Origin of the sequence: Paenibacillus vandeheii (assembly GCF_030433635.1) — a bacterium.
In the GTDB taxonomy this organism is placed as follows: domain Bacteria; phylum Bacillota; class Bacilli; order Paenibacillales; family Paenibacillaceae; genus Paenibacillus; species Paenibacillus vandeheii.
Map to the genome: position 1 here is coordinate 91,751 of NZ_JAROCD010000012.1, position 25,077 is coordinate 116,827.

The 25,077-nt window shown below is 48.0% G+C and carries 29 protein-coding genes and 1 pseudogene; 24 read left to right on the forward strand and 6 right to left on the reverse strand.

All coding sequences use genetic code 11. From position 1 onward, the window contains the following. Positions 1–78 precede the first annotated feature (78 nt). From P5G61_RS23165 to P5G61_RS23175, 3 genes and pseudogenes are all read left to right on the forward strand, one after another. The gene (locus P5G61_RS23165) at positions 79–597 is read left to right on the forward strand and encodes a GrpB family protein (RefSeq protein ID WP_301248584.1); all 519 of its coding nucleotides are present in this window, start codon (positions 79–81) and stop codon (positions 595–597) included. 57 nt (positions 598–654) lie between these two features. Continuing rightward, positions 655–1,200 (forward strand): hypothetical protein, encoded by a 546-nt coding sequence (locus P5G61_RS23170; RefSeq protein ID WP_301248585.1) that lies wholly within the window; start codon positions 655–657, stop codon positions 1,198–1,200. A 351-nt stretch (positions 1,201–1,551) separates the two neighbouring features. Next, positions 1,552–2,379: pseudogene (locus tag P5G61_RS23175) on the forward strand (formylglycine-generating enzyme family protein); the annotation flags it as partial. A gap of 18 nt (positions 2,380–2,397) precedes the next feature. Here the strand turns inward: P5G61_RS23175 and P5G61_RS23180 are convergent. The 3 genes from P5G61_RS23180 to P5G61_RS23190 form a co-directional block, all read right to left on the reverse strand. Further along, entirely contained in the window at positions 2,398–3,516 is a 1,119-nt protein-coding gene (locus P5G61_RS23180) for an MFS transporter (RefSeq protein WP_301248587.1), read from the reverse strand. A gap of 89 nt (positions 3,517–3,605) precedes the next feature. Continuing rightward, complete coding sequence (locus P5G61_RS23185; RefSeq protein WP_301248589.1) at positions 3,606–4,136, reverse strand: TetR/AcrR family transcriptional regulator; 531 nt, start codon at positions 4,134–4,136, stop codon at positions 3,606–3,608. Positions 4,137–4,212: 76 nt separating this feature from the next. Beyond that, on the reverse strand, positions 4,213–4,983 hold the full coding sequence (locus P5G61_RS23190; RefSeq protein WP_301248590.1) for a DeoR/GlpR family DNA-binding transcription regulator: 771 nt from the start codon (positions 4,981–4,983) through the stop codon (positions 4,213–4,215). Positions 4,984–5,255: 272 nt separating this feature from the next. Between P5G61_RS23190 and P5G61_RS23195 the strand changes: the two genes are divergently transcribed. The 4 genes from P5G61_RS23195 to P5G61_RS23210 all read left to right on the forward strand — a co-directional run bounded on the left by P5G61_RS23195 (position 5,256) and on the right by P5G61_RS23210 (position 8,690). Beyond that, positions 5,256–6,221 carry a metallophosphoesterase family protein gene (locus P5G61_RS23195; RefSeq protein WP_301248591.1) on the forward strand — a complete coding sequence of 322 codons (966 nt, stop codon included), beginning with the start codon at positions 5,256–5,258 and terminating at the stop codon, positions 6,219–6,221. A 35-nt stretch (positions 6,222–6,256) separates the two neighbouring features. After that, on the forward strand, positions 6,257–7,114 hold the full coding sequence (locus P5G61_RS23200; RefSeq protein ID WP_301248592.1) for a GRP family sugar transporter: 858 nt from the start codon (positions 6,257–6,259) through the stop codon (positions 7,112–7,114). A gap of 240 nt (positions 7,115–7,354) precedes the next feature. Beyond that, the gene (locus P5G61_RS23205) at positions 7,355–7,906 is read left to right on the forward strand and encodes a nucleotidyltransferase family protein (RefSeq protein ID WP_363325762.1); all 552 of its coding nucleotides are present in this window, start codon (positions 7,355–7,357) and stop codon (positions 7,904–7,906) included. A gap of 52 nt (positions 7,907–7,958) precedes the next feature. Next, the gene (locus P5G61_RS23210) at positions 7,959–8,690 is read left to right on the forward strand and encodes a YdcF family protein (protein ID WP_301248593.1); all 732 of its coding nucleotides are present in this window, start codon (positions 7,959–7,961) and stop codon (positions 8,688–8,690) included. Positions 8,691–8,790: 100 nt separating this feature from the next. On the opposite strand, the gene P5G61_RS23215 is transcribed toward P5G61_RS23210, so the two are convergent. Further along, positions 8,791–9,138 (reverse strand): helix-turn-helix domain-containing protein, encoded by a 348-nt coding sequence (locus tag P5G61_RS23215; protein WP_301248594.1) that lies wholly within the window; start codon positions 9,136–9,138, stop codon positions 8,791–8,793. Positions 9,139–9,324: 186 nt separating this feature from the next. On the opposite strand from P5G61_RS23215, the gene P5G61_RS23220 reads away from it, so the two are divergent. The 17 genes from P5G61_RS23220 (at position 9,325) to P5G61_RS23300 (ending at position 23,597) form a co-directional block, all read left to right on the forward strand. Further along, the gene (locus P5G61_RS23220; RefSeq protein WP_301248596.1) at positions 9,325–9,798 is read left to right on the forward strand and encodes a hypothetical protein; all 474 of its coding nucleotides are present in this window, start codon (positions 9,325–9,327) and stop codon (positions 9,796–9,798) included. Positions 9,799–10,008: 210 nt separating this feature from the next. Next, positions 10,009–10,467 carry a hypothetical protein gene (locus tag P5G61_RS23225; protein ID WP_301248598.1) on the forward strand — a complete coding sequence of 153 codons (459 nt, stop codon included), beginning with the start codon at positions 10,009–10,011 and terminating at the stop codon, positions 10,465–10,467. A gap of 82 nt (positions 10,468–10,549) precedes the next feature. Then, a complete protein-coding gene (locus P5G61_RS23230) occupies positions 10,550–11,440 on the forward strand; it encodes a TIGR01777 family oxidoreductase (protein WP_301248600.1) in 891 nt (296 codons plus the stop codon). A 233-nt stretch (positions 11,441–11,673) separates the two neighbouring features. Continuing rightward, entirely contained in the window at positions 11,674–12,675 is a 1,002-nt protein-coding gene (locus tag P5G61_RS23235) for a beta-ketoacyl-ACP synthase III (protein WP_301248602.1), read from the forward strand. Further along, positions 12,665–13,960: an ATP-grasp domain-containing protein gene (locus tag P5G61_RS23240; protein WP_301248604.1), complete on the forward strand. Its 1,296-nt coding sequence runs from the start codon at positions 12,665–12,667 to the stop codon at positions 13,958–13,960. The genes P5G61_RS23235 and P5G61_RS23240 overlap by 11 nt, the downstream gene beginning before the upstream one ends. Further along, a complete protein-coding gene (locus P5G61_RS23245; RefSeq protein ID WP_301248605.1) occupies positions 13,957–14,952 on the forward strand; it encodes an NAD-dependent epimerase/dehydratase family protein in 996 nt (331 codons plus the stop codon). The genes P5G61_RS23240 and P5G61_RS23245 overlap by 4 nt, the downstream gene beginning before the upstream one ends. After that, positions 14,946–15,806, forward strand: coding sequence for an MBL fold metallo-hydrolase (locus P5G61_RS23250; RefSeq protein ID WP_301248606.1), 861 nt, complete (start codon positions 14,946–14,948; stop codon positions 15,804–15,806). Before P5G61_RS23245 ends, P5G61_RS23250 begins: the two co-directional genes overlap by 7 nt. Beyond that, a complete protein-coding gene (locus P5G61_RS23255; protein ID WP_301248607.1) occupies positions 15,803–17,119 on the forward strand; it encodes a F390 synthetase-related protein in 1,317 nt (438 codons plus the stop codon). Before P5G61_RS23250 ends, P5G61_RS23255 begins: the two co-directional genes overlap by 4 nt. A gap of 105 nt (positions 17,120–17,224) precedes the next feature. Beyond that, positions 17,225–18,145, forward strand: a complete 921-nt coding sequence (locus P5G61_RS23260) for an SDR family oxidoreductase (protein WP_301248696.1) — start codon at positions 17,225–17,227, stop codon at positions 18,143–18,145. 39 nt (positions 18,146–18,184) lie between these two features. Beyond that, positions 18,185–18,766 carry a DJ-1/PfpI family protein gene (locus P5G61_RS23265; protein ID WP_301248608.1) on the forward strand — a complete coding sequence of 194 codons (582 nt, stop codon included), beginning with the start codon at positions 18,185–18,187 and terminating at the stop codon, positions 18,764–18,766. Then, entirely contained in the window at positions 18,763–19,344 is a 582-nt protein-coding gene (locus P5G61_RS23270) for a GNAT family N-acetyltransferase (RefSeq protein WP_301248609.1), read from the forward strand. Before P5G61_RS23265 ends, P5G61_RS23270 begins: the two co-directional genes overlap by 4 nt. Beyond that, positions 19,341–20,225, forward strand: coding sequence for a serine/threonine-protein kinase (locus P5G61_RS23275; RefSeq protein WP_301248610.1), 885 nt, complete (start codon positions 19,341–19,343; stop codon positions 20,223–20,225). Before P5G61_RS23270 ends, P5G61_RS23275 begins: the two co-directional genes overlap by 4 nt. Before the next feature lie 309 nt (positions 20,226–20,534). Continuing rightward, on the forward strand, positions 20,535–21,194 hold the full coding sequence (locus P5G61_RS23280; RefSeq protein ID WP_301248611.1) for a GNAT family N-acetyltransferase: 660 nt from the start codon (positions 20,535–20,537) through the stop codon (positions 21,192–21,194). An 80-nt stretch (positions 21,195–21,274) separates the two neighbouring features. After that, complete coding sequence (locus tag P5G61_RS23285) at positions 21,275–21,760, forward strand: GNAT family N-acetyltransferase (protein ID WP_301248612.1); 486 nt, start codon at positions 21,275–21,277, stop codon at positions 21,758–21,760. Positions 21,761–21,764: 4 nt separating this feature from the next. Then, the gene (locus tag P5G61_RS23290) at positions 21,765–22,154 is read left to right on the forward strand and encodes a hypothetical protein (protein ID WP_301248613.1); all 390 of its coding nucleotides are present in this window, start codon (positions 21,765–21,767) and stop codon (positions 22,152–22,154) included. Between the two features lie 82 nt (positions 22,155–22,236). Further along, positions 22,237–23,013, forward strand: a complete 777-nt coding sequence (murI, locus tag P5G61_RS23295) for a glutamate racemase (protein WP_301248615.1) — start codon at positions 22,237–22,239, stop codon at positions 23,011–23,013. Between the two features lie 32 nt (positions 23,014–23,045). Beyond that, on the forward strand, positions 23,046–23,597 hold the full coding sequence (locus tag P5G61_RS23300) for a histidine phosphatase family protein (protein ID WP_301248617.1): 552 nt from the start codon (positions 23,046–23,048) through the stop codon (positions 23,595–23,597). A 69-nt stretch (positions 23,598–23,666) separates the two neighbouring features. On the opposite strand, the gene P5G61_RS23305 is transcribed toward P5G61_RS23300, so the two are convergent. Both P5G61_RS23305 and coaA read right to left on the reverse strand, forming a co-directional pair. Next, positions 23,667–24,029: a DUF423 domain-containing protein gene (locus P5G61_RS23305; RefSeq protein ID WP_301248618.1), complete on the reverse strand. Its 363-nt coding sequence runs from the start codon at positions 24,027–24,029 to the stop codon at positions 23,667–23,669. Between the two features lie 63 nt (positions 24,030–24,092). Then, the gene (gene coaA, locus P5G61_RS23310; protein WP_301248619.1) at positions 24,093–25,022 is read right to left on the reverse strand and encodes a type I pantothenate kinase; all 930 of its coding nucleotides are present in this window, start codon (positions 25,020–25,022) and stop codon (positions 24,093–24,095) included. Positions 25,023–25,077: the final 55 nt, after the last annotated feature.

Genomic DNA, 25,077 nt, shown 5'->3' on the forward strand with positions numbered 1-25,077 from the left:
GCTACAGTTATTTCCATCCATGTAGGCATGATGTAAACTATGACTATTAAATGTAAGAGACAGAAAGGCGTAATGGGAATGAAAGAAGTTGTGGTTGTATCTAAGTATGACCCGAATTGGGTAGAGGACTATAACGTAGAACGCGAAAAAATCAAGAGGGTTCTAACAAATATCTGTGTGGATCTGGAACACATTGGCAGTACATCTGTGCCGGGTCTGGGAGCGAAACCATTAATCGATATGATGGTGGGGGTACGTGTTTTGGACGATGTACAACCAGTACATATTGAAGCATTGGCAGAACTAGGATATGAATATGTGCCCAAGCCGGAGTTTAAGGAGCGCCTGTTTTTTCGTAAAGGAAAATGGAGAGCAGGTACTCATCATCTTCATGTATATAGGTATAAGAGCAAGGAATGGAATGATAATTTGCTGTTTCGCAATGCTCTCAGGATGGACCCCGAAGTTATGCTAGCGTATTATGCATTGAAAAAGAAACTGGAACAACAGTTCAGACATGACCGTATTGGGTACACTGCTGCCAAGGCTCCGTTTATTCAATCCATCATTCAGAAGGCCAGATTGCAGGAGGAATAAACTCTGTATTCGTGAATGAGTGTGTTTTTACATCGTTGAAAAAGAGGCGGAATCTATATGCCAGACTTGAACGCATATCATTATTTTGAAAAAAGTGTTGGACCATTCCGCAATCTCTCCAGTCTGTCCGAACAGGAGGCAGAAGTCGTTGCGCGGCGTATCCGGCAGGATGGCCGGAATTTTGCCAGTCAGCGTTCAACAGATTACATGATGATTCGCAGAGCGCTTGAGCAGAAAGCGTACGAGCAGTTTATCGCCAAAGGTGGGAAACCGACCGACCGTTATCCTCATTACCTGACGCTTGGTGCATGTGCGTGGTTGGAATCATGGTATACCGATCCTGATTGTGTCACGATCTCATGGGAGGATCTTCCTCCTGATTCCGTCAGTTTTACCTACGGCGATTTGTTTCCAACGATGCGTTATATGGATGATAAACCTTACCGTAAGCAGGTCTTCACCAAAGATGAAATTCTGGACGTTATTCAATCCTATGGATGGCCTCAGGAATGGAATCGACAGGGTGATCTCGGTCCGGAACGTTATATCGAAGTACAGGTCTGGAACGAGGGCATCATCAGACCATATCGTCAACGTTATTGACATGTGAAACGGATGAAGAAATTCAGGCAAATGAAATGTTAAAAAAGTGGAGGCAGGAATAACAGCACCACCGTATCCGATTATTCGCCCTGCCATGTACAATAGGGAGAAGAGTTTTAAACCTACTTATGTAAGGGGATGCTTCTGATGCATGATCAGCTGCCAAAGAAATCTTGTTCCTGCTGCGCTGCAAGCCGGGGCGGCAAGCTAAAGGGAAAGAGTCTGTCGGAGGAAACGGCTGCAGCGGTAGAGAGGGTGGAGGATAATCCATCCAGTCATACCGGTTATACAGATGATTCCGCAATAAACTTAACCGATAGAGAAGTGAAGAAAGAAAGCATTCGTATTGAAGGTGGACGTTTCCTGATGGGTACAAATGACCCCGAAGCTTTTGAAGCAGACGGGGAAGGCCCCGTCAGGGAAGTTCAGGTGAATTCCTTTTATCTGGATGCCTGTACGGTAACCAATGCGGAATTTGCACAGTTTATTCATGAGACGGGGTATCGGACTGAGGCGGAGCGGTTTGGCTGGTCTTTTGTTTTTCATCTGTTCGTTTCTCCGCAAACGGCGGCTCAAGTTCGAACCGTGGTACAACAGACGCCCTGGTGGTGGGTTGTTGAAGGTGCAGACTGGGCTCATCCCGAAGGACCCGATTCTCATGTAAATGATCGCTCTGGTCATCCAGTTCTTCATATCTCATGGAATGATGCCAATGCCTATTGCCGCTGGGCGGGTAAACGTCTGCCGACAGAAACGGAATGGGAATACGCAGCCCGGGGTGGCCTGATTCAGAAAAAGTATCCCTGGGGCGATACGTTAAGGCCGGATGGACAGCACTATTGCAACATCTGGCAGGGAGTATTTCCGACGAAAAATAATGCAGCCGACGGTTATGCAGGCACTGCTCCATCCCAATCGTTTTCTCCCAATGCATACGGACTTTATAATATGTCAGGCAATGTATGGGAGTGGTGCGCAGACAACTACGTTACAGATCACGAGAAGGCTGCGGTTGCCGACACGGAATTATCTCCTCATGAAGATCGCAAGGTGTTAAAAGGCGGTTCCTACCTATGCCACCGTTCCTACTGCAATCGCTATAGAGTGGCGGCGAGAATCCCCAACACGCCTGATACATCTACCGGGCATATCGGTTTCAGATGCGCAGCGGATGTATAGCCTGTTGGTTTGTAAAAATCAAGACACAGGGTGCTTCACCCGAATGAGTAACCCGAACAGACCCAGTACAGCAAAGGCCAGAAATGCAGTGGTATTGGAGAATGTTTCAATGGTATAGCCCGCTATGGATGAACCCAGAAACTGCCCTGCTCCGAGAGCCAGAAAAGCAAGGCTGATCCCGATGGACGTATTGGGGCTGAATAGTCTTGTAGCCCAAACAATGAATATACTGGTCAGGAAAATATAGGTGCTGCCAAACATAACGGCTGAGACCAGGCTGGCGGCCATCCATGGAAGAAGGATTACGCCAAGTGAAACAGACAAGAGCAGAATGCCTATCCGATAGGACCATCCGATCCCAATGCGTTCAATAATGCGACCAGCACATCCGCCGAGAATCCCCATAATCCCCATCACAATCCAGAACAGTACGGCTTCCGAATCGGAGGCCCCTTTTTCGTCTGTGAGGAAGTTACGGGCAAAGGTCCAATAGATCGCAGAACTGATGCCTGTAAGAAGGGTGGCCATAAGCAGAGCGACACCCGGTCTGGTCGGCTTCATGCATGTCCAGAGGGACTTGGCACAAGGCTCTGTTTTGCGTGGGGAAAGAACGCGACTATTCCACAGCACCACCACAACACCGAGAACAGCGAAGAAGATGTAGGTCAAACGCCAATACTCAGTGAATAGCCAGTAGATCGGACCAGATACGATAATGCCAAAGCTGGTACCTGTGTTAATCCAGCTGTTCCCTCTGGCTTGCTGATCAGGCGCAAGCTCAGCATAGACGGTGTTACCCAATGCAGGAGAGGCTAAGCCTGTACTTAATCCGGCAAGAAATACCCCTAGTGTGAGAACAAACACGTTTGGAGACAAAGCAATGCCCAATAAACCGAGCACAGCACTAACACCCGCTATTTGAATAACATGATAGTGCCCCATGCGATTAATAAGAAGTGGAGCACTAAGCAAGGAAAGGCAGTACGCAATGTAGGTTGCGGAATTGATTGCTCCGGACTGGGCATCGTCCAGTTGCAGTGCTTCCGAAATTTCCGGCATAAACAGCCCATAGCTGAATCTCCCGAATGCATAACATACAGCGATAAGTGCCATCCCTGGGAATATTACTTTTTTCATCAAATCCACCACCTTTTAGATAGAACGATCATTATATTTTATTTGAAATAAAAAAAGTGAGTTGAACTACTAACTCACCCTATCTGGGATCACTTGAAACTATTTTGCGTCATGTGAATGAGTTCCCGACATACACTATTTACATTTTCTGTCTCAGCGAGTGCGGTAGAACCCTCCAGCAGCAGGACAAATTGCAACAGGGAACGGTCACTTGCAGCAGGATCAAGATTTTTAATCAGGGTCATGACATGTTTTTTATGCGCATTAACGGTTTGTACAATGACGTTGTCTGGATCTCCGCCAAATTCCTCCTTCGCACGCAAAAACAAACAACCTCTCGGCTCATGCTCCATCAGCCAGCGAGCATGTCCTTCCGCCAGATTGAGCAATACGGGCTGCGCTTTGTTGTCGGCATACTGCCGCAGCTGTTCCAAATAGCGCTGTTCGCGTCGCCGAAGCACTTCAACAATGAGATCATCCTTGGAGTCGAAGTGATTATATAACGTCATGATGGCAATCCCGGCATCTGTGATGATTCGCTTCAAGCCGATGGAGTGAAATCCGTGCAGGTAGAACAATTTCTCCGCCACGTTCAACAGCATTTCCTTTTTGCTGCTCATAAGGAGTAATACGCTCCTTTCAAAATAAGATAGAACGATCATTATACTTCTAAAATATAGAAAATGGCTCACATTGTCAAATGCTGTGAACCATTTCGATTTCCATTTGATGAAGAGCCTTTACCCATTCTGTGGGACATCCAGAATCTGTAATCACCATGGATATTTGATTTATAGGTGCAATCTGGGCGAAGGTTGAACGTCCAAACTTGGTATGATCAGCGACCAAAATGGCTTCCTCCGCGCGCTCCATCATTTTACGAGAGATGAGTGCTTCTTCCAGCACATAATCGGTGATGCCATCCGTTAACGAAACGCCGCCTGCTGAGATGAACGCCTTGTTGACTTTGAATTGACTCAGCAATCTATGAGCAATGGGTCCGGTAGAAGCCAGAACGGCTGTATTGATTTCGCCTCCGGTGAAAATGATCTTGCCTGCAAAATCCTCCAGGGCACAGTTCAGAATGGGAACAGAGTTGGTAATGACGGTCACCTGAGACCGATGTCGCAGCTGTCGCATGATTTCCAGCGTTGTTGTGCCGTTGTCCAGCATTACGGTCTCTCCATCCTCAATCAGAGAGGCCGCTGTTACGCCGATGGCCTGCTTTTCGTTCAGTTGAAGCTGCGCACGCTTTTGAAAAGGGGCTTCAATCATTCCCGAGCGTATACGAACGGCTCCGCCATACACTTTACGTAATTCCCCCTCTTTTTCAAGCCGATCCAGATCCCGCCGAATCGTTTCCGTGGATACCTGAAACAGGTCCGCCAGAATTTGCACTTGAACCTTGCCTTGGGTAGCCAGTTGAGAAAGGATGGTGTGCCTGCGTTCTTCATATGTTAAAGACATGGGTTGTGCCTCCTGAAATTAGATCTAAGTTATGTATATCTTTGAGTTGTGAGATGGTGTGGATTGTTGTTGTTTTAATAGTTTAATTTGGCAAGAGGAGCTTGTCAATTTTGAGATGGTAATCGAAGTGTAAATTAGATTTAAATTCGGTTCTTAATATGTATTGACAGTAATATGATGTGACGATAAGATCATATAAAACCACGAAAAACAACAACAAACAACATTCGTAATTGGGTCCATAGTGAAAGGATCATCAGGGAGGAAAAAGGGTGAAACGTCAGCTTACTTTTCAAGAAAATGGAACATTTAAAATCGTGCAGTTCACAGATCTGCACTGGAAGGACGGGCGGCCTGAAGATCTTCGGACCGGGAAATTAATGAAAACAGTAATTGAAGCGGAACAACCCGATCTGGTTGTATTTACAGGCGATGTGATCTACACGGGACCGGTTGATCCTGGGAATAGGGAATGTGAACACCCGGAGCAGGCATTCCGGGATGCCGTGTCGGTGGTGGAAGAGCGTGGGATTCCGTGGGCTTTTGTGTACGGCAATCATGATACAGAGAATCGGATTACCCCCGATGGATTAATGGATGTCATTCAGCAGCATGCACATACCGTGACGGAGCCTGGGCCGCGTGAAATTGCGGGATTGGGCAATTACACACTGGAGATTGCCGGAGCGGATGGCCATCCGGCGGCAGTGTTGTATTTACTCGATTCAGGGAACTATTCCCCGTTCGAGTCGATTCCCGGTTACGGCTGGATTCAGCCCAATCAGATCCAGTGGCTGATGTCTGAATCCACACGCGTTAATCCCGGCCGCAGCCGCGGGGATAAGCTTCCAGCCCTGGCGTTTTTCCATATCCCGATTCCTGAATATCAGTCCATGTGGGACACACAGATCTGTTACGGCAGCAAGTATGAACCTGTCTGTTCTGCCCAAGTGAACTCGGGTCTGTTCTCTGCACTGCTGGAGATGGGCGATGTGATGGGGACCTTTTGCGGACATGATCATGTGAATGATTTTCAGGGGACGTACCACGGTATTCGTCTCTGCTACGGGCGTTCGAGTGGACACAGTACATACGGGAGGGGAGGCATGCTGCGCGGAGGACGGGTCATTCAATTGCAGGCGGGACAACGCAGCTTCGATACCTGGCTTCGCTTGGAGGACGGTTCAGTTGTGAGGGAACAGCCAGAACATCAACCTGAGAGCGGTTTGGCGCAATAGAGAATAGCAAGGGATTAGAGAGGAACGTTTTGATTATGATTTTACCTATATTTCTGGTGCTCGCCTCCGGGATGGCTCACGCGGTCTGGAGCATGTTCACCAAACGCAGTTTAAACAAAAGTGTGTTTTTATGGTCCATCATGATGATTCCGGCCGTAATTCTGCTGCCTGTGCTTATCGTGGAGTTAGTACGAGAACCTTTATCCATGCCAGCCTATGCACTGCTTGTGCTATCCATGGCGCTGCAAGCGTTGTATTCCTGGCTGCTGTCGCAGACGTATGAATTGGGCGACTTGTCGCAGATTTATCCGATTATGCGGGGAACGAGCACCTTGTTGGTGCCATTGATCGGGGTTGTTTTTCTAGGTGAAACGTTGTCACTGTTTGGCTGGGTCGGTATTGCCTGCATGATAGTTGGATTTGCGGTGCTGAGTGGTGTGGGAAGCAGAGACGGCAATTCTGGATCAAGGGTAACAGGGTCAAAGCCGGTTCTGATGGCCTTATGTGTCGGGTTATGTACAACCAGTTATGTGTTCGTGGACAAATTGAATCTGCAGCATATTTCACCCTTGTCGTTACTTGAAGTGACGAACATTGGTTTTGTGGCCGGACTGACTCCGGCGCTGCTTGCTTCCCGCCAACTGCGTCAGGAGTGGAAGAAGAACCGATCGACCATTATGCTGGGAGCGTTGCTAAATCCGGGATCGTACCTGTTATTTCTGTTCGCATTACAGCAGGCGCCGATGGCGAGACTGGGCCCGCTTCGGGAAGTGGGGACGGTATTTGCGGCCTTCCTCGGTATTTTGTTACTGAAAGAACAGCAGGGGAAAAAGCGTATTCTCTGTTCTATCGTTATTTTTGGCGGCATCTTGCTGATTGGCATGTGGGGGTAAGTTCCCCAACCTATGGAGAATACGTGATAATCTTTTGGACGTTTTTTAATCCCCTCAGGATAAGTAATCTTAAGGAGCATCTGTTCAGATGAGCTTAAGGTAACAGCCTGAGGGGATTTGTTTATTTTATCGCATGGACTCAAACATGATATATTGGAAACAAGCAGTGTGTCGGTAAAGTAAATGTGAGCAAGGATCGCTCTACGATTAAAAGGACAGAGTAACAAGGAGAGGCGCTATATGCTGCATGAGGAAAAGTTGATCCAGGCGATTACGGAGCATGAACAATTAATGCACGACCTGCGGTGGGTTCGCAGTCTTGATCTGCCTCAGTGTTACATAGGTGCGGGGTATATTCGCAATTATATCTGGGATGTGCTTCATGGCTATTCTCTTCGCGAGCTGCACAGCGATATTGATGTTGTGTACTACGATACGGAAGACATGCGTGAGGAGCGGGATCTGCTGCTGGAACAGCGGCTTCGCGAGGAAACAGGCAATTCCAAGTGGTCGGTGAAAAATCAGGCGAGGATGCATCTGCGCAACGGAAATGAACCCTATCAATCCACAGAAGATGCTCTTCGATATTGGCCAGAAATCGTCACAGCCATAGGTGTGCGGTTGGATGAACAGGATCAACTGGGCATCTGTGCCCCGCATGGGCTGGAGGATCTGTATGGGTTAATTGTACGGCAAAGTCATTTTTTCAAGGATGCGCACTATTATAATCAGCGTGTAGAGAAGAAATACTGGCAACAACAGTGGCCCAAGCTTACGATCATAAGATCCTGAATGAAGGGTATGTGACGGAGGTGAAGGCCCGAGAAGGAGTGTTACTGGATTTATGAAAAAGTTTATACAAGAAAAAGGCTTGATCCTTGATCTTATTTTCATTGCATGTTTTGTGTTCTTTCTGGTTTTCTGGGGCTGGAACTTCGCGGTGAAGTTTTTTGGCATGATCACTGTCGCTTTTATCGTGTTAAGGCGGATTGATTATCAAAAGCATATTCTGCTGAAACGCATTCTGCTTACCGGTTTCGGGATTGCTGCAGTTTCATTTGTCATTATCGAAGCGCTTGTTTTTACTCAGCTTAATTCGAATGATCTGGAAGAAGCGGACTATGTCATTATTCTGGGGTCGGGCATCAAGGGAAAAGAATTATCATTAACCTTAAAACAACGGCTTGATGCCAGTCTGGACTATATTCGCAGCCATCCTCGGACGCCAGTGATTGTATCCGGCGGGCAGGGGCCGGGGGAATCTATACCTGAAGCACTCGCCATGAAAAATTACCTTGTTGATCAGGGGATAAGCCCCACACAAGTCATTATGGAAGATCGATCAACGAGTACCCAGGAGAATATGGCTTTTTCCAAAAAAATCATTGATGCATCCGGGCTAGAGCATCCCGAGATTATGATTGTCACAAGTGACTACCATATGTTCAGATCCAAGTATCTGGCGGCCAAGAACGGTTACGCCGCCGAATATGGCATATCGGCTCCTTCACCGGGTTATCTGAAACCGATTAATATGATCCGTGAATATTTTGCAGCGGTTAAAGCTTTTATCTAATGGATAATGTGCGAGTTCAGAGATGGATTGCAATTCCTAAGAGATATCGATCCAAAAAAGGCAACGATCAACTCCTAATCGAGTGAACGTTGCCTTTTAGTTATTTCTTATCGTACGTTTTGAAAATTTCAGTGATCACATTGAGAGCCATAGCTATTTCTTGCGGTTCATGGGTTCTCAGAATGGTAATCAGTTTCTGGATGTTAGTATCTTCATAGGAGAGTGCCTCATTTTCATTCACATATGTAAATAATTGATTAACACCGACATCGAGAGCATCCGCGATTCTATCCAAATTTTTTAAAGAGATGTTACGCTCCGCCCGTTCAATGAATCCGATATAACTTGTATTAAATCCTGCCTTTTCAGCTAGCGCTTCTTGAGATAGATCCCTGGATTTCCGAAGATCTCTTATTCTTGCACCAACTAACTCCAAAAGTTCTGACATATGTACACCTCTCTTTAATTAGAAGTGTAGAGAAAGAATAGAGGTTGATTAACCAATACTTAATAAGTAATTTGATTAAAAAACTACTATATAGTAATATTTTATCTATATCTTGCCCAAAACATAAAAAATACACACCATTTTGTTTTGTACAGAGAGTAAAAATGAATAAAGGAGTTGATGGACTTGAATGAAATGTACTCCTTCATGAATCGGCAGATCGATAAACCTGTAATTCACTTAACTGATGAGAGCTCCAATTTGAAAAGAGATGTGCTCGATTATCAAAAACTGGCTGGGTATCATATGAAATTGGCTTTAATCATGCGTAAGCATAACCAAAGTAAAGCTTGCCTGATCCTCTGTGATTGGGCTTTGACTGCTATGATCAAGGCGTTGTATATCCATGAGAACCAAACCACAATCTTACCTGACGAATGGACTATGAACGAAATTCTTCCGCTTGTGCATACAGGTCAGAATCCCGGACTGGATATTGTCTTATTCATCGGCACGATGCAGTATATGTCATTAATAGAAAACGGCCCAGACTCTTTTGCAGAGCCAATCAACCTCGACAAACTGCTTGAACGAACAGAACAAGTGTTGAGTGAACTAACCGTCCGAATTCTCAGTGAAACGAACTCTCCACCTATATAGAACACCATCAATCAAAAAGAACCTTATACAATGAGGAGTATATATTCAGATCCTGCAGATATGGAAGAAACGATTCAAGTATTCAAATATTTCAACGCTAAATCATGATATAATTTATGTCATTAATAGAAGAACGAAGTGGAGTGAATCATCATTACAGCATATCTGTTACCGGCTCTCTATGAGCAAAAGAAAGTTTCAACGCATGACATGGAAGAGATTGTACGTCTGTTGGCACAAGCACCTTTATTATATGATGACGGACTAAGCATCCAGGCTCAGGACTTCATGGAAGGAGTGGAGATCGAGCTTGAACATGAGATACGGCGCGCAGTAATCGAGTTGTATGAACTGGCGGTGCAAGCATGCCGGCCGTTCTCCGATCCATTTGCATATGAGCAGCTTCAGGATGCACTTGGATTACAGGCCGAACTATGGCAGGAAGAAGTACTAACGCTTGCCGAATGGATGGAATGGTTGAAGCAGATCGGTAAAGGCCAAAGAAAACTGCCGGAATACGATTTTACAGCCATGCTGGGAAATCTGCCCGAAGGGTTCATGATTCATGATTTCCATGATGAGCTCCGGTACCAATTGGAGCAAAACCCAGCGAACGCATGGGCGATCGAAGAACGCAATCGCTTATACGCAGCATTGGGCGCGAATTAAAATCAAACAAAACGGTCGCAGACGGTGTTAGTCCATATATAGCGTACTTGCTTTACCCAGTATGGGGAAATGAGGGGATACCGTGAAAAAGGTTGTGTTAGCGGGTGGAACAGGGTTTGTTGGTCAGGATTTTGCCCAAAGATTCATAAAGCTTGGTTATGAGGTGCTCATTATCTCACGTCAGCCCAGTCACATTGCCTGGGAGAACCAGGCTGAAATCAACCAGGCACTTGAAGGTGCAGAATTGCTGATTAACCTAGCCGGAAAATCCGTAAACTGCCGTTACACGGACGAGAACCGCAAAATCATTCTGGAATCCAGAACCCGGACAACCCGCATTTTGGGCGAGTCTGTTCTGGCCTGTAGCAACCCTCCTGAACTATGGATTAATTCGAGCACGGCCACAATATATAGACATGCAGAAGATCGCCCCATGACGGAGAAGGAGGGCGAGATTGGCTCCGGGTTCTCGGTGGATGTCGCCAAGGCGTGGGAAAAGGCTTTTTTTGAATTCAGTCTGCCGTCTACGCGTCAGATCGCATTACGGATTGCCATTGTGCTGGGAGAAGGTGGTGTCATGGAGCCACTGACCAATCTGGTCCGTTTTGGCCTGGGTGGATCACAAGGACCGGGAACCCAGCAGTTTAGCTGGATTCATATCGAGGATTTGTTCCGCATGGTGCTCTATGTTCAGCAGCGTCCGCAACTGGAAGGCGTATTTAATGCTTCTTCTCCGCATCCTGTCACGAACCGCCAGCTTATGGAGAGTCTGAGGCGGCAGATGGGAGTTCGGATCGGACTTCCTTCGCCTCGCTGGATGCTTGAACTGGGAGCGCGATTCATTCGGACCGAAACAGAACTGGTTCTCAAAAGTCGCTGGGTTATTCCCGAGAGGCTTGAACGGGAAGGATTTACGTTCAAATACGATACGCTTGATCTTGCACTGGCTGAGATTTTGAAGCAGGGGAAATAGTAGCGTGTGCTAGATTCATTAAATCAAAATAACATTAAAAAGGGATGTCCCTCGTCATGCTCATGACTTATGGTACAGCCCCTTCTGCCGTATGTTCCCTTTTCAAAAAGGGATCAAAAAAATCTCGGAATAACGGAGATCAGAAGGTTGTTATGTCATCGGAGTGTCCGTGTAAATATCCATTAAGTTGAACTTATATCGATCAGTCAGAAGAAGAGAAAGAGGTCAGTCATATGCAGCTTAGAAGAGTGAGAATTGTTGGAACAGGCAAGTATTTGCCTGAACAGGAAGTGACCGACGAGGAGCTGGATGAACGTTTGCACGTGCCTGCGGGCTGGGTCAACAAAGCAACAGGAGTAGGAGTGCGTCACTATGCTTCGGGTGCAGAGACCTCTTCATTTATGGGAGCGAGGGCTGCCGAAGCCGCACTTGCGGATGCAGGATTGACGTTTGCAGATATAGACTGTCTGGTGTGTACGAGCGGTACGAAGGAACAACCTTTGCCCAGTACGGCAGTATTTATTCAGCAGGCCATGGGGGAGCAGGATTCAGGCATACCGGCTTTTGACATGGATGCGACCTGCTTAAGTTTCCTGAACGGGTTGGATGTCATCTCTTATATGGTACATGCCGGGCGTTATAAAAGGGTGTTGCTTGTAGCTACGGAGATCGCTTCCAAGGGATTGAATTGGTCGGACAAGGAAAGTGCTGCCCTGTTCGGTGACGGAGCCGCTGCCGTTATTATTGAACGCACTGCTGAAGGGGAGTCTTCGCAGATTGTACATGCTTCGCTTAAAACATACAGCCGTGGCGCGCGGTTTTCGGAAATAGCCGGTGGAGGCACGCGGCTGCATGCTTCGAATTATGTGGCTGAGCAGCCGGCGCCCTACCTTTTTCATATGGATGGACAGGCGATCTTCCGCATGGCTTCCCGATTGCTGCCAGCATTTATTGACGATATGTTGCAGGCAACCGGTAATCAGATGGAGGATTTCCAGTTGGTGATTCCGCATCAGGGAAGTGCGATGGCGATGCGACTGATTCGCAAAAAGCTGGGAATTGAAGAGAACCGTTTTATGGACATTACACGAAATCACGGCAATACGATTGCCGCTTCCATTCCGATGGGGCTGCATGAAGCGATCAAGCAGCAGCGTATTCAGCGGGGAGATCGGGTGTTAATGATCGGAACAGCCGCCGGATTGTCACTGGGAGGACTCATTTTTGATTACTAGATTCACGAAGAATGGACAACAGGCATCCGCATCCTTAAATGTGCTGCTCACGGGCGGCCGTGCCCCGGTAACACTGGATCTGGCACGTATGCTTCATCGTGCGGGTCACCGGGTTTATGTCGCGGAGAGTGCGGGGCGCCATCTGTGCAGATTGTCCAGCGCGGTGGAGCGGTGCTTTATTGTCCCATCCCCACGTCATGAATCAGAGAATTACTTATTCGAGATGGAGCGTCTGGTTCAAGTCTGGCAGATCGACTTGTTGATTCCGATGTGTGAAGAGATTTTTTATATTGCTCAAGGAGCAGAGCGATTGGGCGATCACTGCCGTGTACTTGTCTCGTCTTTGGAGCAACTGCATAAATTGCATCATAAATATGACTTTGTCCAAGTTGCAGCGTCGCTTGGTCTTTCGGTCCCGGATACCCGTCTGATCAACAGTCGGCAGGAATGGATGGAAGCGCAGGCTGTTCTGGAAATGGAGGGGGAATGGGTGTGGAAGCCCGTGTACTCTCGTTTTGCTGCCAGAGTTCGTATGCCGATATGCTCCACAGCGGACTTGGATGGGGGAGCATCTGATAAGAAGATATATAGGGGTAAAATGAAGCAGCATCGTTTACAGAACGATCCTCCTGATGATGCGGAAATATCCGCGGCTTCTCCTTGGGTCGCGCAGGTCTATGTTGCCGGGCAAATGTTATGTACATACAGCGTAGCTTATGAAGGGAATATCGTTGCACATACCACCTATGACAGCCGCTACCGAACGGGCAGCGTTGGGGCCAGTGTTTACTTTGAACATGTGGAGCATGAAGGAGTTTACGAGTGGGTAAGGCAATTTGTACAAGCGACCGGGTTTAGCGGGCAGATTGGGTTTGATTTTATCGAAACAGAGGCCGGGCACTTGTATGCCATTGAGTGTAATCCGAGGGCGACGAGTGGAATTCATTTGTTTCACCCTGGAGACGAGTTGGTGCAAGCGCTGACTGCGCCTGATGAGCCAGTGAAAGAAGGAAAAGTGGTCATTCCCAAGTTGGGCAGTAAGGCGATGTTAATGCTTCCGATGCTGGGAAGTGGATTGCAGCAACTCTTGCAGCCGGGCAGCTTGCGAGCATGGATGACAGCTTGGCGAGGAACGAGGGATGTGGTGTACCTGAGACATGATGCGAAACCGTGGTTTGAGCAATTCGCGGTTGTACTGTCCGCCTGGCGGCTGGCAAGGAAACATAAACTTTCGCTGACTGAAGCTTTGACTCACGACATAGAATGGAACGGTGAACAACGATGAATAGAGCATTGGTTACAGGAGCAACCGGATGTCTGGGCAGGCATCTGGCGATACGGCTTGTCGAGCAAGGCTGGGAAGTTACGGGTATGGGACGCCAGCAACAGCACGGTGCAGAGCTTGAGGCGGCAGGCATCCGATTTTACAACGGAGATATACGGGATCAGGCGGCAGTGAATGAGGCCTGTTCGGGCCAGGATGTTGTGTTTCACTGTGCGGCATTATCGTCGCCATGGGGGAAATACCGGGATTTTTACAGCAGCAATGTGGAGGGGACACGGCATTTGGTGGATCGTTGCATGCAAGGTGGTGTACAGCGATTCATTCATGTATCGACGCCGAGTCTATATTTTAACTACAGTCCCCGATATAACATACATGAGAATGACCCCTTGCCATCTAAACCAGCTAATCATTACGCAGCCACCAAGCGGCTTGCCGAGCAAGTGGTTTGGCAGGCTCATGCCAATGGACTTCCATCGATCATGATTCGTCCCAGAGCCATATTTGGCCCGTATGACCAGACGCTTTTTCCTAGAATCGTTGCCGCGAACAGTAAATCAGGCGTGCCCATGATCGGAGGCGGACAGGCATTAATCGACCTGACTTGTGTAGATAATGTGGTGGATGCGCTGTTGTTATGCCGGGACGCCAATGCTGAAGCGCTGGGTCGTGCCTACAATATCTCCAATGGAGATCCGAGGCCGTTCCAGGATTTGGTGAGCAGGTTGTTTGGAATGCTGGAAATGCTTTTACGCCGTCGAAACATTCCCTACAGAGCAGCATACGGAGCAGCCGCAGTGTTGGAACGTATACACCACTTGATTCCTGCGCTCGGTGAACCTCAACTGACAAGGTATACCGTGGGCACCTTATCCATCCCGCAGACGCTGGATATTACAGAAGCCCGGGAGAAGCTGGGGTACGTGCCTCGGGTGTCCATTGATGAGGGGTTACAACAATTTGCAGACTGGTGGAGGGCTGAATCATGCTGACAACCACATCGGTAAAACTTCATCTGGGCGCAGCAGGTTACTGCACCCATCCGGAGTTTCTGACGCTGCGTGGAGGACGTTTGCGTCCGGTGGCTTTTCCGGCAGGCTTTGCCTGCATCATTCACCCTGTACATGGTCCGATTCTGCTGGATACGGGATATAGCTCCCGTTTTTTCAAGGAAACCGCTCACTTGCCAAATGCGCTGTACCGTCATATTACACCTGTGGTATATCGTGAAGAAGACAGTGCGGTACACTTTTTGGCCCGTATAGGGCTGAAAGCTTCGGATGTCCGGTACATCATCCTTTCGCACTTTCATGGGGATCATATCGCAGGTGTGCGGGATTTCCCACAGGCGCAGCTGATCTATCTGCCAAGTGCCTACGACGCCGTGCGTTCACTTGGACCCATTGCGGCTGTAAAGGCCGGGTTTCTGTCCGGATTGCTGCCAGAGGACTTTGACGCCCGATCAATGCCTGTTACGAAGCCGTCGGAGCGATGGATGAGAGCGGGCGAGAATTTTCCTTTTTCCGAGGTATACGACATTTTCGGTGATGGCAGTCTGTTGGGGGTTGACGTATCTGGTCATGCGGAAGGCATGATGGGCATTTTGCTCCGTACGGAGGCGCATGACTATTTTCTGTGCGCGGATGCGGTGTGGTCGAGTCGTGCTTTCCAGGAACAACGCAGACCTCATGCGCTGGCTGGAATCATTATGTCGGATCGTCTGACGTATCGAAGAAATTTTGATAGACTGTTTCAGCTGCATCAGCAGTTTCCGGCGATTCGAATTGTGCCCAGTCATTGCCGCGAGGCGCTGAATGCTTGGGGTACAGGGGCTGAGGATGTATGAGTAATACACTGCGTATTGTCTATCATTATGCACTTGCACGGGGATTGAGAAAATGGAAAACACGAGCGCAGCTTGAGCGCTGGCAGGAACGCCAGATTATTCGGCAGATTGAACGGATTCGTGAAAAGTCACCGTTTTACCGGGAGTGGTGGGGTGATGTTGATGCATCCAACTGGAGAAGCTTTCCACTGATCGACAAATCGATCATGATGCAGCATTTCGATGGACTTAATACGTTGGGCATTTCCAAGGACGAAGCGATGGCTCTTGCCGGAGAAAGCGAAGAAACGCGTGACTTCAAGCCATCCGTTCAGGGGGTGACGGTAGGTTTGTCCTCAGGCACATCAGGCAACCGGGGGCTGTTTCTAGTGAGTGATCGGGAGCAGGATGCGTGGACAGGAACGGTGCTGGCCAAGCTCCTGCCTGGCGGACTGTGGAAGCCTGCCAAGATCGCCTTTTTCCTGCGGGCCAACAGTAATCTGTATGAATCAGTGCAGCGGGGTAAGCTGCAATTTCAATATTTTGATCTGTTGGAACGTGTGGATACCTTGGTTGAACGTATGGAAACATACCGACCCACCGTATGGGTAGCGCCGCCCTCCATGCTGAGAATGCTGGCTGACGCCTATACGTTAGGCACCTTGACCGCTGTACCGGACAAAATCATTTCGGTTGCCGAAGTACTGGACCCGCTGGATCGCAAGGTATTGGAGCATGTCTTTGAACAGACGGTTCATCAGGTCTATCAGTGCACAGAAGGGTTCCTGGGCGCGACCTGTCGCTTCGGCACACTGCATTTGAATGAAGACATCGTTCATATTGAAAAAGAGTTCATTGATCCTGGCACCCGGCGGTTCGTGCCCATTATCACGGACTTCTCCAGAACCTCACAGCCGATTATCCGGTATCGGCTGAACGACATTCTGACCGAGGCAGCGGTTCCTTGTGACTGCGGTTCTCCGTTCACTGCCATTGAGCGGATTGAAGGCCGCTGTGATGACACGCTTTATTTTCCGCATCGACTCACGGGTGAAGCCGTACCTGTATTTCCGGACTTTGTTACGCGTGCGGTGATTGCAGCCTCTCCGGCGATTGAACATTATCGTGTCGTCCAGCGAGGTAACGGGGTGTTGGAAGTATCGCTTCGGCTTGGAGGAGGAGAAGGAATGCAGCAGGTTGAAGTTGATGTGCAGGGTGAGCTGATGAAGCTGGGTGAGCGACTGGAATGTACCGTACCCGAGATCAGATTCGTTCCCTATACGTTCGAACCGGGAATAACGAAGCTGCGTAGAGTGGAGAGACAGCTTGGGTAAAGCGTAATGCTGACGACTGCTGGCATGCACTGCTGTATCCTGTGTCGGGAGCTGCGTGTGTATGTGGGAATGCTGATCAATCCGCCGAGGGAAGAGGTGAAGCAGATGACAGTACAGAAGATACAGACAGAGGATGAACATATACGGGGCGAAACAGGATCAACAGTGAAAAGGTTGAAGCAAGTTGACCCGAACGCTCCCGTGGCGTTAATTACAGGAACATCAAGTGGATTCGGCATGCTTACAGCGATTACGCTGGCTAAACAAGGATATCGTGTTGTGGCAACGATGCGTGATCTGAGTCGAAATATAGAATTGGCAAGGCTGGCAGAGCAGGAAGGTATCTCGGAGTGGTTACAGATTATTCGTCTGGATGTGACCGATGCTGAATCGGTGCAGGAGGCTGTGAAGACAGTGCTTCAGGACAATGGGCGGATCGATATGCTGGTGAACAATGCGGGATTTGCGCTTGGTGGATTTATTGAGGAAGTATCCATGGACGATTGGCGTAGACAAATGGAAACGAATTTCTTTGGCTTAATTGCCGTTACACGTGCGGTCCTGCCTGTAATGCGTGAGCAGAAGCGGGGATTAATCATCAACTTATCCAGCGTTAGTGGGTTGTCCGGTTTTCCGGGTTATGCGCCGTATGCTGCATCCAAATTCGCTGTGGAAGGTTTCACCGAAAGCTTGCGTCATGAGATGTCCTCTTTCGGCGTTCGGGTTGTGTTGGTAGAGCCAGGTGCTTATCGCACACCCATCTGGGATAAAGGTTTGGGTGAAATTCACAGGAGCGTTCATTCTCCCTATAAAGATAAGCTGGACGCGGTTCTTCGCTATTCCCAGCATGCTGGAGAGACTGCGCCTGACCCGCAAGAAGTGGCCGATTTGATTGCCCGTATCGCACGGATGCGTGCACCAAGGCTTCGTTATGCACTGGGCAAAGGCTCGCGTTTGCTTATCATCGGCAAATTACTGCTTCCATGGAAATGGCTGGAGTGGATTATCGCTCGTGGGCTGAAATAGGACCCACTAAAAAACTTTAAAAACAATGGAGGATTTTATATGAAGATCGCTTTTGTTTTGTTTGATGGTTTGACTTTCCTTGATTTTGCAGGGTTTTATGATGTGATCAATCGGTTGAATTTCTTTGAACAAACCAAAGGCACGACGTGGGAAACATGTGCGATGACAGAACAGGTCACGGACGAATCAGGCCTAACGTTGAAGGTGGACCGGGTGAAGCCCAATTTGGCGGAATATGATCTCGTTTTTGTACCTGGTGGCATGGGAACCCGCAAGCTTCGATTCGATGAGGCTTTCATAGGGTGGCTACGACAGGCTGAGAATGTTCCGCTGAAGGTGTCCGTGTGCACAGGCTCTTTGCTGATGGGGGCGGCGGGGTTTTTATCAGGTAAAAAAGCAACGACACATCCCAATGTCTATGATCTGCTTGAGCCTTACGTTGCCGAATTGATTCAAACCCGGATTGTCAAAGACGGAAATGTGATTACAGCCGGAGGGGTGGCAACGTCCATTGATTTGGGGATCTATGTCGTAGGTTTGCTTGCAGGCCAGGAAGCCGCGGCGAATGTAAAGCTCCAGATCGATTATCCTTATGAGATGCAGGGAGTGGTTGAAGAATGAAGGAAGGTCAACAGGAGAACTTATTCATCCTTCGCAATATACACAGAGATGAGGCAGACAAATATTGGCCTTTACGCCTGGAAGCGCTGAAAAATCATCCGGAAGCCTTCGGGGCTTCATTTGAAATGTCGATTCAGCTTCCCATGAGTGAAGTTCAGGAACGCATACATACGGAACCCGATGATTACATTCTGGGGGTATACACAGAAGAAGGAATCCTCGCAGGAACGATGGGATTCAAACGGGAACATGGTCTTAAACTAAGGCACAAAGGATACATCTGGGGAGTCTATGTCTCACCACCATATCGTGGATGTGGACTTGCTTCCCGGTTGCTCCGCGAAGTGTTGGATCGGGGCAGGGATCTGGAAGGCATAGAACAAATCAATCTCAGTGTGGTTACCACAAACGAGTCCGCCCGACGATTGTATGAGCATTACGGTTTTGAAACCTATGGCATTGAGCGTAACGCGCGGGTTGTTCAGGGAAAGGGCTACGATGAGGCTCATATGACCTACTTCTATGCAGAGCGTTCGGAATCCAATCAGGAGAACGTTGGAACAGGTGGTGACATATGACGGACACGGTTCAGCTTGAACTTGACGGCATTTCTTTTGTGCTAAAAGAAGCTCATCCATTCGAGTGGATCGCGCGGCTGGGTACTGTATTTCGTGTGTTTGATCAGCAGGATTCCGGCAATTTGTCCTTTGGTGTTCTGAGTCAGGACGGAGAGAGGTACTTCGTGAAATATGCTGGAGCACGCACGATCCATGCGAACAGCTTATCGGCACCTGCCGAAGCGATTAATTATTTGAAATCATCTGTTTCCATATATGAAGATTTGGCACATGACACATTAATTCATTTAAAAGACCATTTTGCAACGGAACATGGCTACGCCTGTGTATTCGATTGGGTGGAAGGGGAATGTTTGCATTCCCATTGGGATTATCCGCCTCCAGCCAAGTATGAGGACCCTCGTTCCCCCTATTATCGATTCAGACAGCTTCCGGTAAAGACACGCATTCGGGCGATGGAGCAGATTTTGGATTTTCATACCGAAGTGCAGCAGAGAGGATATGTGGCCGTTGATTTTTACGATGGCAGTCTGATCTATGATTTTGACAAACAAACGATGAAAATATGTGATATTGATCTGTATCGAAAGGGTTCTTTCATGAATACGATGGGACGGATGTGGGGTTCATCCCGCTTTATGTCTCCTGAGGAATTTGAGTTGGGTGCGCCAATGGATGGAGTCACGAATGTGTTCAATATGGGAGCAATGGCTTTCTCACTGCTTGGTGGAGAGCTGGATCGTTCGTATGCCCGATGGGATGCTGGAGAAGCGTTGTACCAGGTGGTTGTTCGTGCGGTAGCCCCTGAGCGGGCAAGTCGCTATGTGTCGGTTGCTGAATTGGGTGCTGCATGGAAAAAAGCTGCGTTGCAGGATAAATAAGCTGTATTGGATCGTCTGGCTCGTAAAATCCCCACGTATATCACACATTCGCAATTGCGCAATCTTCATTCGTATCTGGAAGGAATATACCGTATAATGGAAATTAATGAGGGGGTGCTTGTTAATGTGCAGATACACATGTCAGGACCGTACAAAGACATTTATGCCTGTTTTGATCGTGATAAATCACCAAACAAACCTCCTGGCATGATTTGACTGCTGCAGGGTTAAGAAAATGGATATGCTTGAATTTCTGTAAAGGATGATTCGGTAAATATGAAGAGCTTGTCCAACATTTCACCCATGGATATGATGAAAATACAGGCAAATACATTGTATACGATGAACGACCAGCACCGTCTCTTATGCATTAACGAACCGGATGGCGGGCAGGCTCCAGCCTTATTTATTGGTATAACGTCTGCCGGGCAATGTTCCTATTACCATGAGCAGTTGCCATCCAATCTGATTAAGGAGCTTGGCTGTGACGCTGAGCTTCCGCTCGATATTTCGAAGCTGATTAGAAGAGTAGAGACTTTCAGACCAGTGAAGGGTGTATGGATGGGTCCGGCGTATGCATTTCCCGAGAAGTGTGGCGAATGGCATGCAGATGTTCAGCTTATAGAGAGTGATCGTACCTATCTGCTGGCAGAGCATTTTCCTGAATTAATAGAGTGTCTGCATGTAAAAATGCCTGTTGCCGCTTATATCATTGAGGATTCGGCTGTCGCCGTATGTTGTTCAGCCCGTGTATCTAAACAGGGTGCAGAGGCGAGTCTGTATACAGCACCTGGCTACAGAGGACGGGGTTATGCAGCAGAGGCTGTAAAGTGCTGGCAGGTTCATGTTAAAGAGAGCGGGCGCATGCCGATCTATAGTACATCATGGGATAATATAGCTTCGCAGACGGTTGCCCGGAAGCTCGGACTCATCCAGTTTGGTGTGGATTTCAGTATCACGTCGTCATAAAGGATGGATTCATGTATGGTTAAATGGAGGGCAACGATCCACTGCGTTGAAGCCCGGAATCAAAAGTGGGTGCTGCAGCAATGATTAGGACCTTTGTGCAAAACGACCTGCAATATGTCATTGAAGCGCATATCCGTATCTATCGGGATGAGTATAATTATGATCATAGCTTTGCCGAGTTTATTGAAAATGCCGTAAATGAGTTTAAACGCTCCGGCAATTACGCGAGAGAAATGGTTTGGATTGTCGAGGTGAATCGGACTGCTTCTGGCTGCATTGGTCTGACTCAACTGGATGAACAGACAGCCCAATTGCGCTGGTTCCTCATTGAACCAGAAGCCCGTAATAGCGGCTGGGGACGACAGCTTATTGAAGAGGCTGTCCATTTTGCAAGAGAAAAAGGTTATGCATCTATCATCTTATGGACCAACGAGTCTCTGTCGGGGGCACGTAGATTGTATCAATCAATTGGGTTCGAAGTGGTTGAAATCCGAAGGCAGGTTCAGTCAGGACAGGAGCTAACGGAAGAAAAATGGGAGTTGATTCTGGAACAGGGGCAGGAGTGATTCCATGATTCGTAAACCTATTGCAAGTGGCATAGTAGTACTGTGTACAGCATGGACGTTGGCAGCATGCTCGAATCAGGCGGAAAGTCAGGACATAACCCGGAAGATTGAAAGCAACCTTCAGCAAGTCGTGAAGGGTCCTGAGATGACTCTGACCAGCAGTAATCCAGGGGATTATATTGGCGCTAACACTGAGGCATATGTTCAAATTCTGGATACGGGTGAAGAGGGACTGAACGTTCTAATTCATCAATTGGAGTCTAGTTCGCACGACGGGCTTAAGGAATGGATCATGGCTCAGGCAAGTACTGAGCTGCTCGGGGAACGTAATCCCGTTGAGCACTGGAAAAGTGGCAAAGACTGGCTCAGCCAGTATAAAATGAAGGTAGAATAACATAACTCACCTCCCAGTCATCATGAGCAGGAATGAGAGGTTCCAGGAACCCGAAAGAATACACGTTATAGAGGTGAAACCCTTGAAGAAGAAAATTGCATTTTTTGACTCGGGAATCGGTGGTTTAACCGTTTTGCATAAGGCGTTGCATCAATTCCCTGAAGAACAGTTTTTGTATTATGCTGATACACTGCATGTTCCTTATGGCCCCAAGTCCGCGGATGAGGTTAGAGGACATATTTTTAATTGTGTGGAGGCTATTGTTCAGGAAAATGTGCAAGCGATCGTGATTGCCTGCAATACAGCGACCAGTCTGACCGTGAAGGATTTGCGTGCCAAGTATGATATCCCCGTTATCGGGATGGAGCCTGCTGTAAAACCGGCAGTGGAGATGAATCGAAGAAGCGGCAAAAGGGTGCTTGTATTTGCTACTGCCCTGACCTTGAGTCAAACGAAATATCATGAACTGGTATCCCGCGTGGATGATCACCACAGTGTCGATTCCATTCCATTGCCTGAACTGGTGGAGTGGTGTGAGCAGCTGGATTTTGATCCACAGAAGATTGCGGCGTACTTCCGTCACAAGCTGGCGGATCTTGATCTAAACGTATACGGTACAGTTGTACTTGGCTGCACGCATTATCCGTTCTATACATCGATTCTTCGTATGGTTCTGCCAGATCACATTCAGATTATTGATGGCAGTACGGGAACGGTTAACCGCTTGAAGCAGCTTCTTGGGTTGGCGGATCAAAAGGGCGTATGGGCTGAGGATCAGGTTGATTTTCTAAGTTCGTCTGGCCGCTTGGAAGACCGGGAGAACATGCGAGTTGCACTCCAATATCTGGAGAAGCATTGAATGTAAGTTGAATCAACAGGAGGTGAGGGACGATGCAGTCTATTTATCTCATCCGTCATGCCAAAGCAACAGGGCAAGAGCCGGATGCCGAGCTTACAGATGAAGGACTTCGTCAGGCAGAAGAGCTTGCTAAGATGCTCGCAGAGCACCCTATACAATACATTGTGTCGAGTCCGTGGAAAAGGGCACTTCAGACCGCAGCGCCTCTGGGCAAAACCGTCCTGCAACATATACATACGGATGAACGTCTTCAAGAGAGGGTGCTCAGTTCCCTTCATCTGGATAACTGGATGGGTGTGCTTGAACGTACATACAAGGACGAAGACTGGACGGAGGAAGGTGGCGAATCTTCACGTTTCGCGACAGCTCGGGGCCTTGAAGTATTGGACGAGTTGTGGCGTCGACCTGAGCATGGCGGGGCTGTGATTACACACGGCAATATGTTATCTCTGCTCATTCGCAGCCATGATGCCTCCTTTGGATTCGAAGAGTGGAAAAAGCTAACTAATCCTGATGTATATGTCCTGGAAAAACAGCAGGGGGATGAAGTCACACACAGCATTCGCCGTATATGGCGAAGTTAAACATAAAGAGAGTGCTCCAGCGATTTGTAAGATCGGCTAGAACACTCTTTTCAATTTACGATGTTGGTTCTACAGAGCGGCGATTAATAACATGATCCAACCGGCCAGGAATGCTACTCCGCCCAAAGGTGTGATAGCACCCAGTTTTCGAACTCCAGTTACGCTTAGGGCATAGAGGCTGCCCGAGAACAAGAGAATACCGGCGAATAGCAGCCATCCGGCCAGCAAAACAAGAGAAGGTTGCTCCAGCCGATCAGCGAGCAGTCCAAGAAGAATGATTCCGAGTCCGTGAGCAAGGTGATACTGGACACCAGTTTCGTATATTTTGATCATATCAGCAGACAATCTGCGTTTGAGCGCGTGCGCACCGAATGCTCCGAGGGCAACAGCAAGAAACATCATGATACTTCCGAGTATAACCAGGGTCTGCATGTGTCTTGTCTCCTTTTAAATGGGTATTAAGCAGTACAACAGGATTTCTGCCTATTGTTATGTTTACAGCTTGCGCAATTGAATACGCTGAATTGAATGGTCCGCTTCCTTTTTCAGAATCAGTCTGGCTCGTCCTTTGGTTGGCAGAATGTTTTCATGCAGATTTTTGGCATTGATATCTTTCCAGATCTGATTTGCCGTAAGAACAGCCTCGTCCTCTTCCAGATTGGCGAAACGACTGTGGAAGAAGGAGTTCTTATTCTGAAATGCAGTATTACGCAGCAACTTGAAACGCTCAATGTACCAGTGACGGATATGCTCCTCTTCCGCATCAATATAGATGGAGAAGTCAAAAAAATCACTGACTAGCAGTGGAGTTTCCTTTTTGACCTGGAGCACATTGATTCCTTCAATAATGAGGATATCCGGCTGACAGATGGCCGTTTCCTCACCCTTAATCACGTCGTAGGCAAGATGGGAGTATACAGGAGCCTGTACTTTGGGTTTACCTGATTTGACATCACCCATGAATTGAATCAGTGACTTGATGTCGTAGCTTTCCGGGAATCCCTTCCGGTTCATGATACCCTTCTCTTGCAGCACGGCATTGGGATACAGGAAACCATCGGTTGTGACCAGATCTACCTTGGGATTTCCTTTACCTCTGGCGAGCATAGCCTGAAGCAGTCGGGCCGTTGTACTTTTGCCCACGGCAACACTGCCCCCAATACCGATAATGTAGGGAGCGTGATGTGCTTCTTTTTTCAAAAAAGATGCCGTTAAGCGATTCAGCTCTCGTGAAGCTTCGGCGTATAAGTCAATAAAGTGGGTAAGAGGTAGATAAATATCCTCAACTTCTTGAATGGATACCTCTTCATTTAATCCCTTTAGCTGTTCCAATTCCGCTTTCGTTAGTGGAAGAGTGGTCTGATGTTTCTTCAAGTCAGCCCATTCCTTGCGGTTAAACTCGGTGTAAGGAGAGTATAAATTCATGAGATCCCGCTTTCTGTATGTAATGTTATGTTGGCACAATCTTTAGTGTACCAAA

What these genes read in the sequence shown, in the direction of transcription:
- P5G61_RS23235 (WP_301248602.1), top strand. Translation starts at nt 11,674, where the DNA reads ATGCAGCTTAGAAGAGTGAGAATTGTTGGAACAGGCAAGTATTTGCCT.
- P5G61_RS23185 (WP_301248589.1), bottom strand. Translation starts at nt 4,136, where the DNA reads ATGAGCAGCAAAAAGGAAATGCTGTTGAACGTGGCGGAGAAATTGTTC.
- P5G61_RS23215 (WP_301248594.1), bottom strand. Translation starts at nt 9,138, where the DNA reads ATGTCAGAACTTTTGGAGTTAGTTGGTGCAAGAATAAGAGATCTTCGG.
- P5G61_RS23205 (WP_363325762.1), top strand. Translation starts at nt 7,355, where the DNA reads ATGCTGCATGAGGAAAAGTTGATCCAGGCGATTACGGAGCATGAACAA.
- P5G61_RS23210 (WP_301248593.1), top strand. Translation starts at nt 7,959, where the DNA reads ATGAAAAAGTTTATACAAGAAAAAGGCTTGATCCTTGATCTTATTTTC.
- P5G61_RS23265 (WP_301248608.1), top strand. Translation starts at nt 18,185, where the DNA reads ATGAAGATCGCTTTTGTTTTGTTTGATGGTTTGACTTTCCTTGATTTT.
- P5G61_RS23255 (WP_301248607.1), top strand. Translation starts at nt 15,803, where the DNA reads ATGAGTAATACACTGCGTATTGTCTATCATTATGCACTTGCACGGGGA.
- P5G61_RS23225 (WP_301248598.1), top strand. Translation starts at nt 10,009, where the DNA reads ATGGAAGAGATTGTACGTCTGTTGGCACAAGCACCTTTATTATATGAT.
- P5G61_RS23280 (WP_301248611.1), top strand. Translation starts at nt 20,535, where the DNA reads ATGATGAAAATACAGGCAAATACATTGTATACGATGAACGACCAGCAC.
- P5G61_RS23245 (WP_301248605.1), top strand. Translation starts at nt 13,957, where the DNA reads ATGAATAGAGCATTGGTTACAGGAGCAACCGGATGTCTGGGCAGGCAT.
- coaA (WP_301248619.1), bottom strand. Translation starts at nt 25,022, where the DNA reads ATGAATTTATACTCTCCTTACACCGAGTTTAACCGCAAGGAATGGGCT.
- P5G61_RS23270 (WP_301248609.1), top strand. Translation starts at nt 18,763, where the DNA reads ATGAAGGAAGGTCAACAGGAGAACTTATTCATCCTTCGCAATATACAC.
- P5G61_RS23180 (WP_301248587.1), bottom strand. Translation starts at nt 3,516, where the DNA reads ATGAAAAAAGTAATATTCCCAGGGATGGCACTTATCGCTGTATGTTAT.
- P5G61_RS23290 (WP_301248613.1), top strand. Translation starts at nt 21,765, where the DNA reads ATGATTCGTAAACCTATTGCAAGTGGCATAGTAGTACTGTGTACAGCA.
- P5G61_RS23170 (WP_301248585.1), top strand. Translation starts at nt 655, where the DNA reads ATGCCAGACTTGAACGCATATCATTATTTTGAAAAAAGTGTTGGACCA.
- P5G61_RS23300 (WP_301248617.1), top strand. Translation starts at nt 23,046, where the DNA reads ATGCAGTCTATTTATCTCATCCGTCATGCCAAAGCAACAGGGCAAGAG.
- P5G61_RS23285 (WP_301248612.1), top strand. Translation starts at nt 21,275, where the DNA reads ATGATTAGGACCTTTGTGCAAAACGACCTGCAATATGTCATTGAAGCG.
- P5G61_RS23275 (WP_301248610.1), top strand. Translation starts at nt 19,341, where the DNA reads ATGACGGACACGGTTCAGCTTGAACTTGACGGCATTTCTTTTGTGCTA.
- P5G61_RS23200 (WP_301248592.1), top strand. Translation starts at nt 6,257, where the DNA reads ATGATTTTACCTATATTTCTGGTGCTCGCCTCCGGGATGGCTCACGCG.
- P5G61_RS23190 (WP_301248590.1), bottom strand. Translation starts at nt 4,983, where the DNA reads ATGTCTTTAACATATGAAGAACGCAGGCACACCATCCTTTCTCAACTG.
- P5G61_RS23260 (WP_301248696.1), top strand. Translation starts at nt 17,225, where the DNA reads ATGACAGTACAGAAGATACAGACAGAGGATGAACATATACGGGGCGAA.
- P5G61_RS23305 (WP_301248618.1), bottom strand. Translation starts at nt 24,029, where the DNA reads ATGCAGACCCTGGTTATACTCGGAAGTATCATGATGTTTCTTGCTGTT.
- P5G61_RS23165 (WP_301248584.1), top strand. Translation starts at nt 79, where the DNA reads ATGAAAGAAGTTGTGGTTGTATCTAAGTATGACCCGAATTGGGTAGAG.
- P5G61_RS23250 (WP_301248606.1), top strand. Translation starts at nt 14,946, where the DNA reads ATGCTGACAACCACATCGGTAAAACTTCATCTGGGCGCAGCAGGTTAC.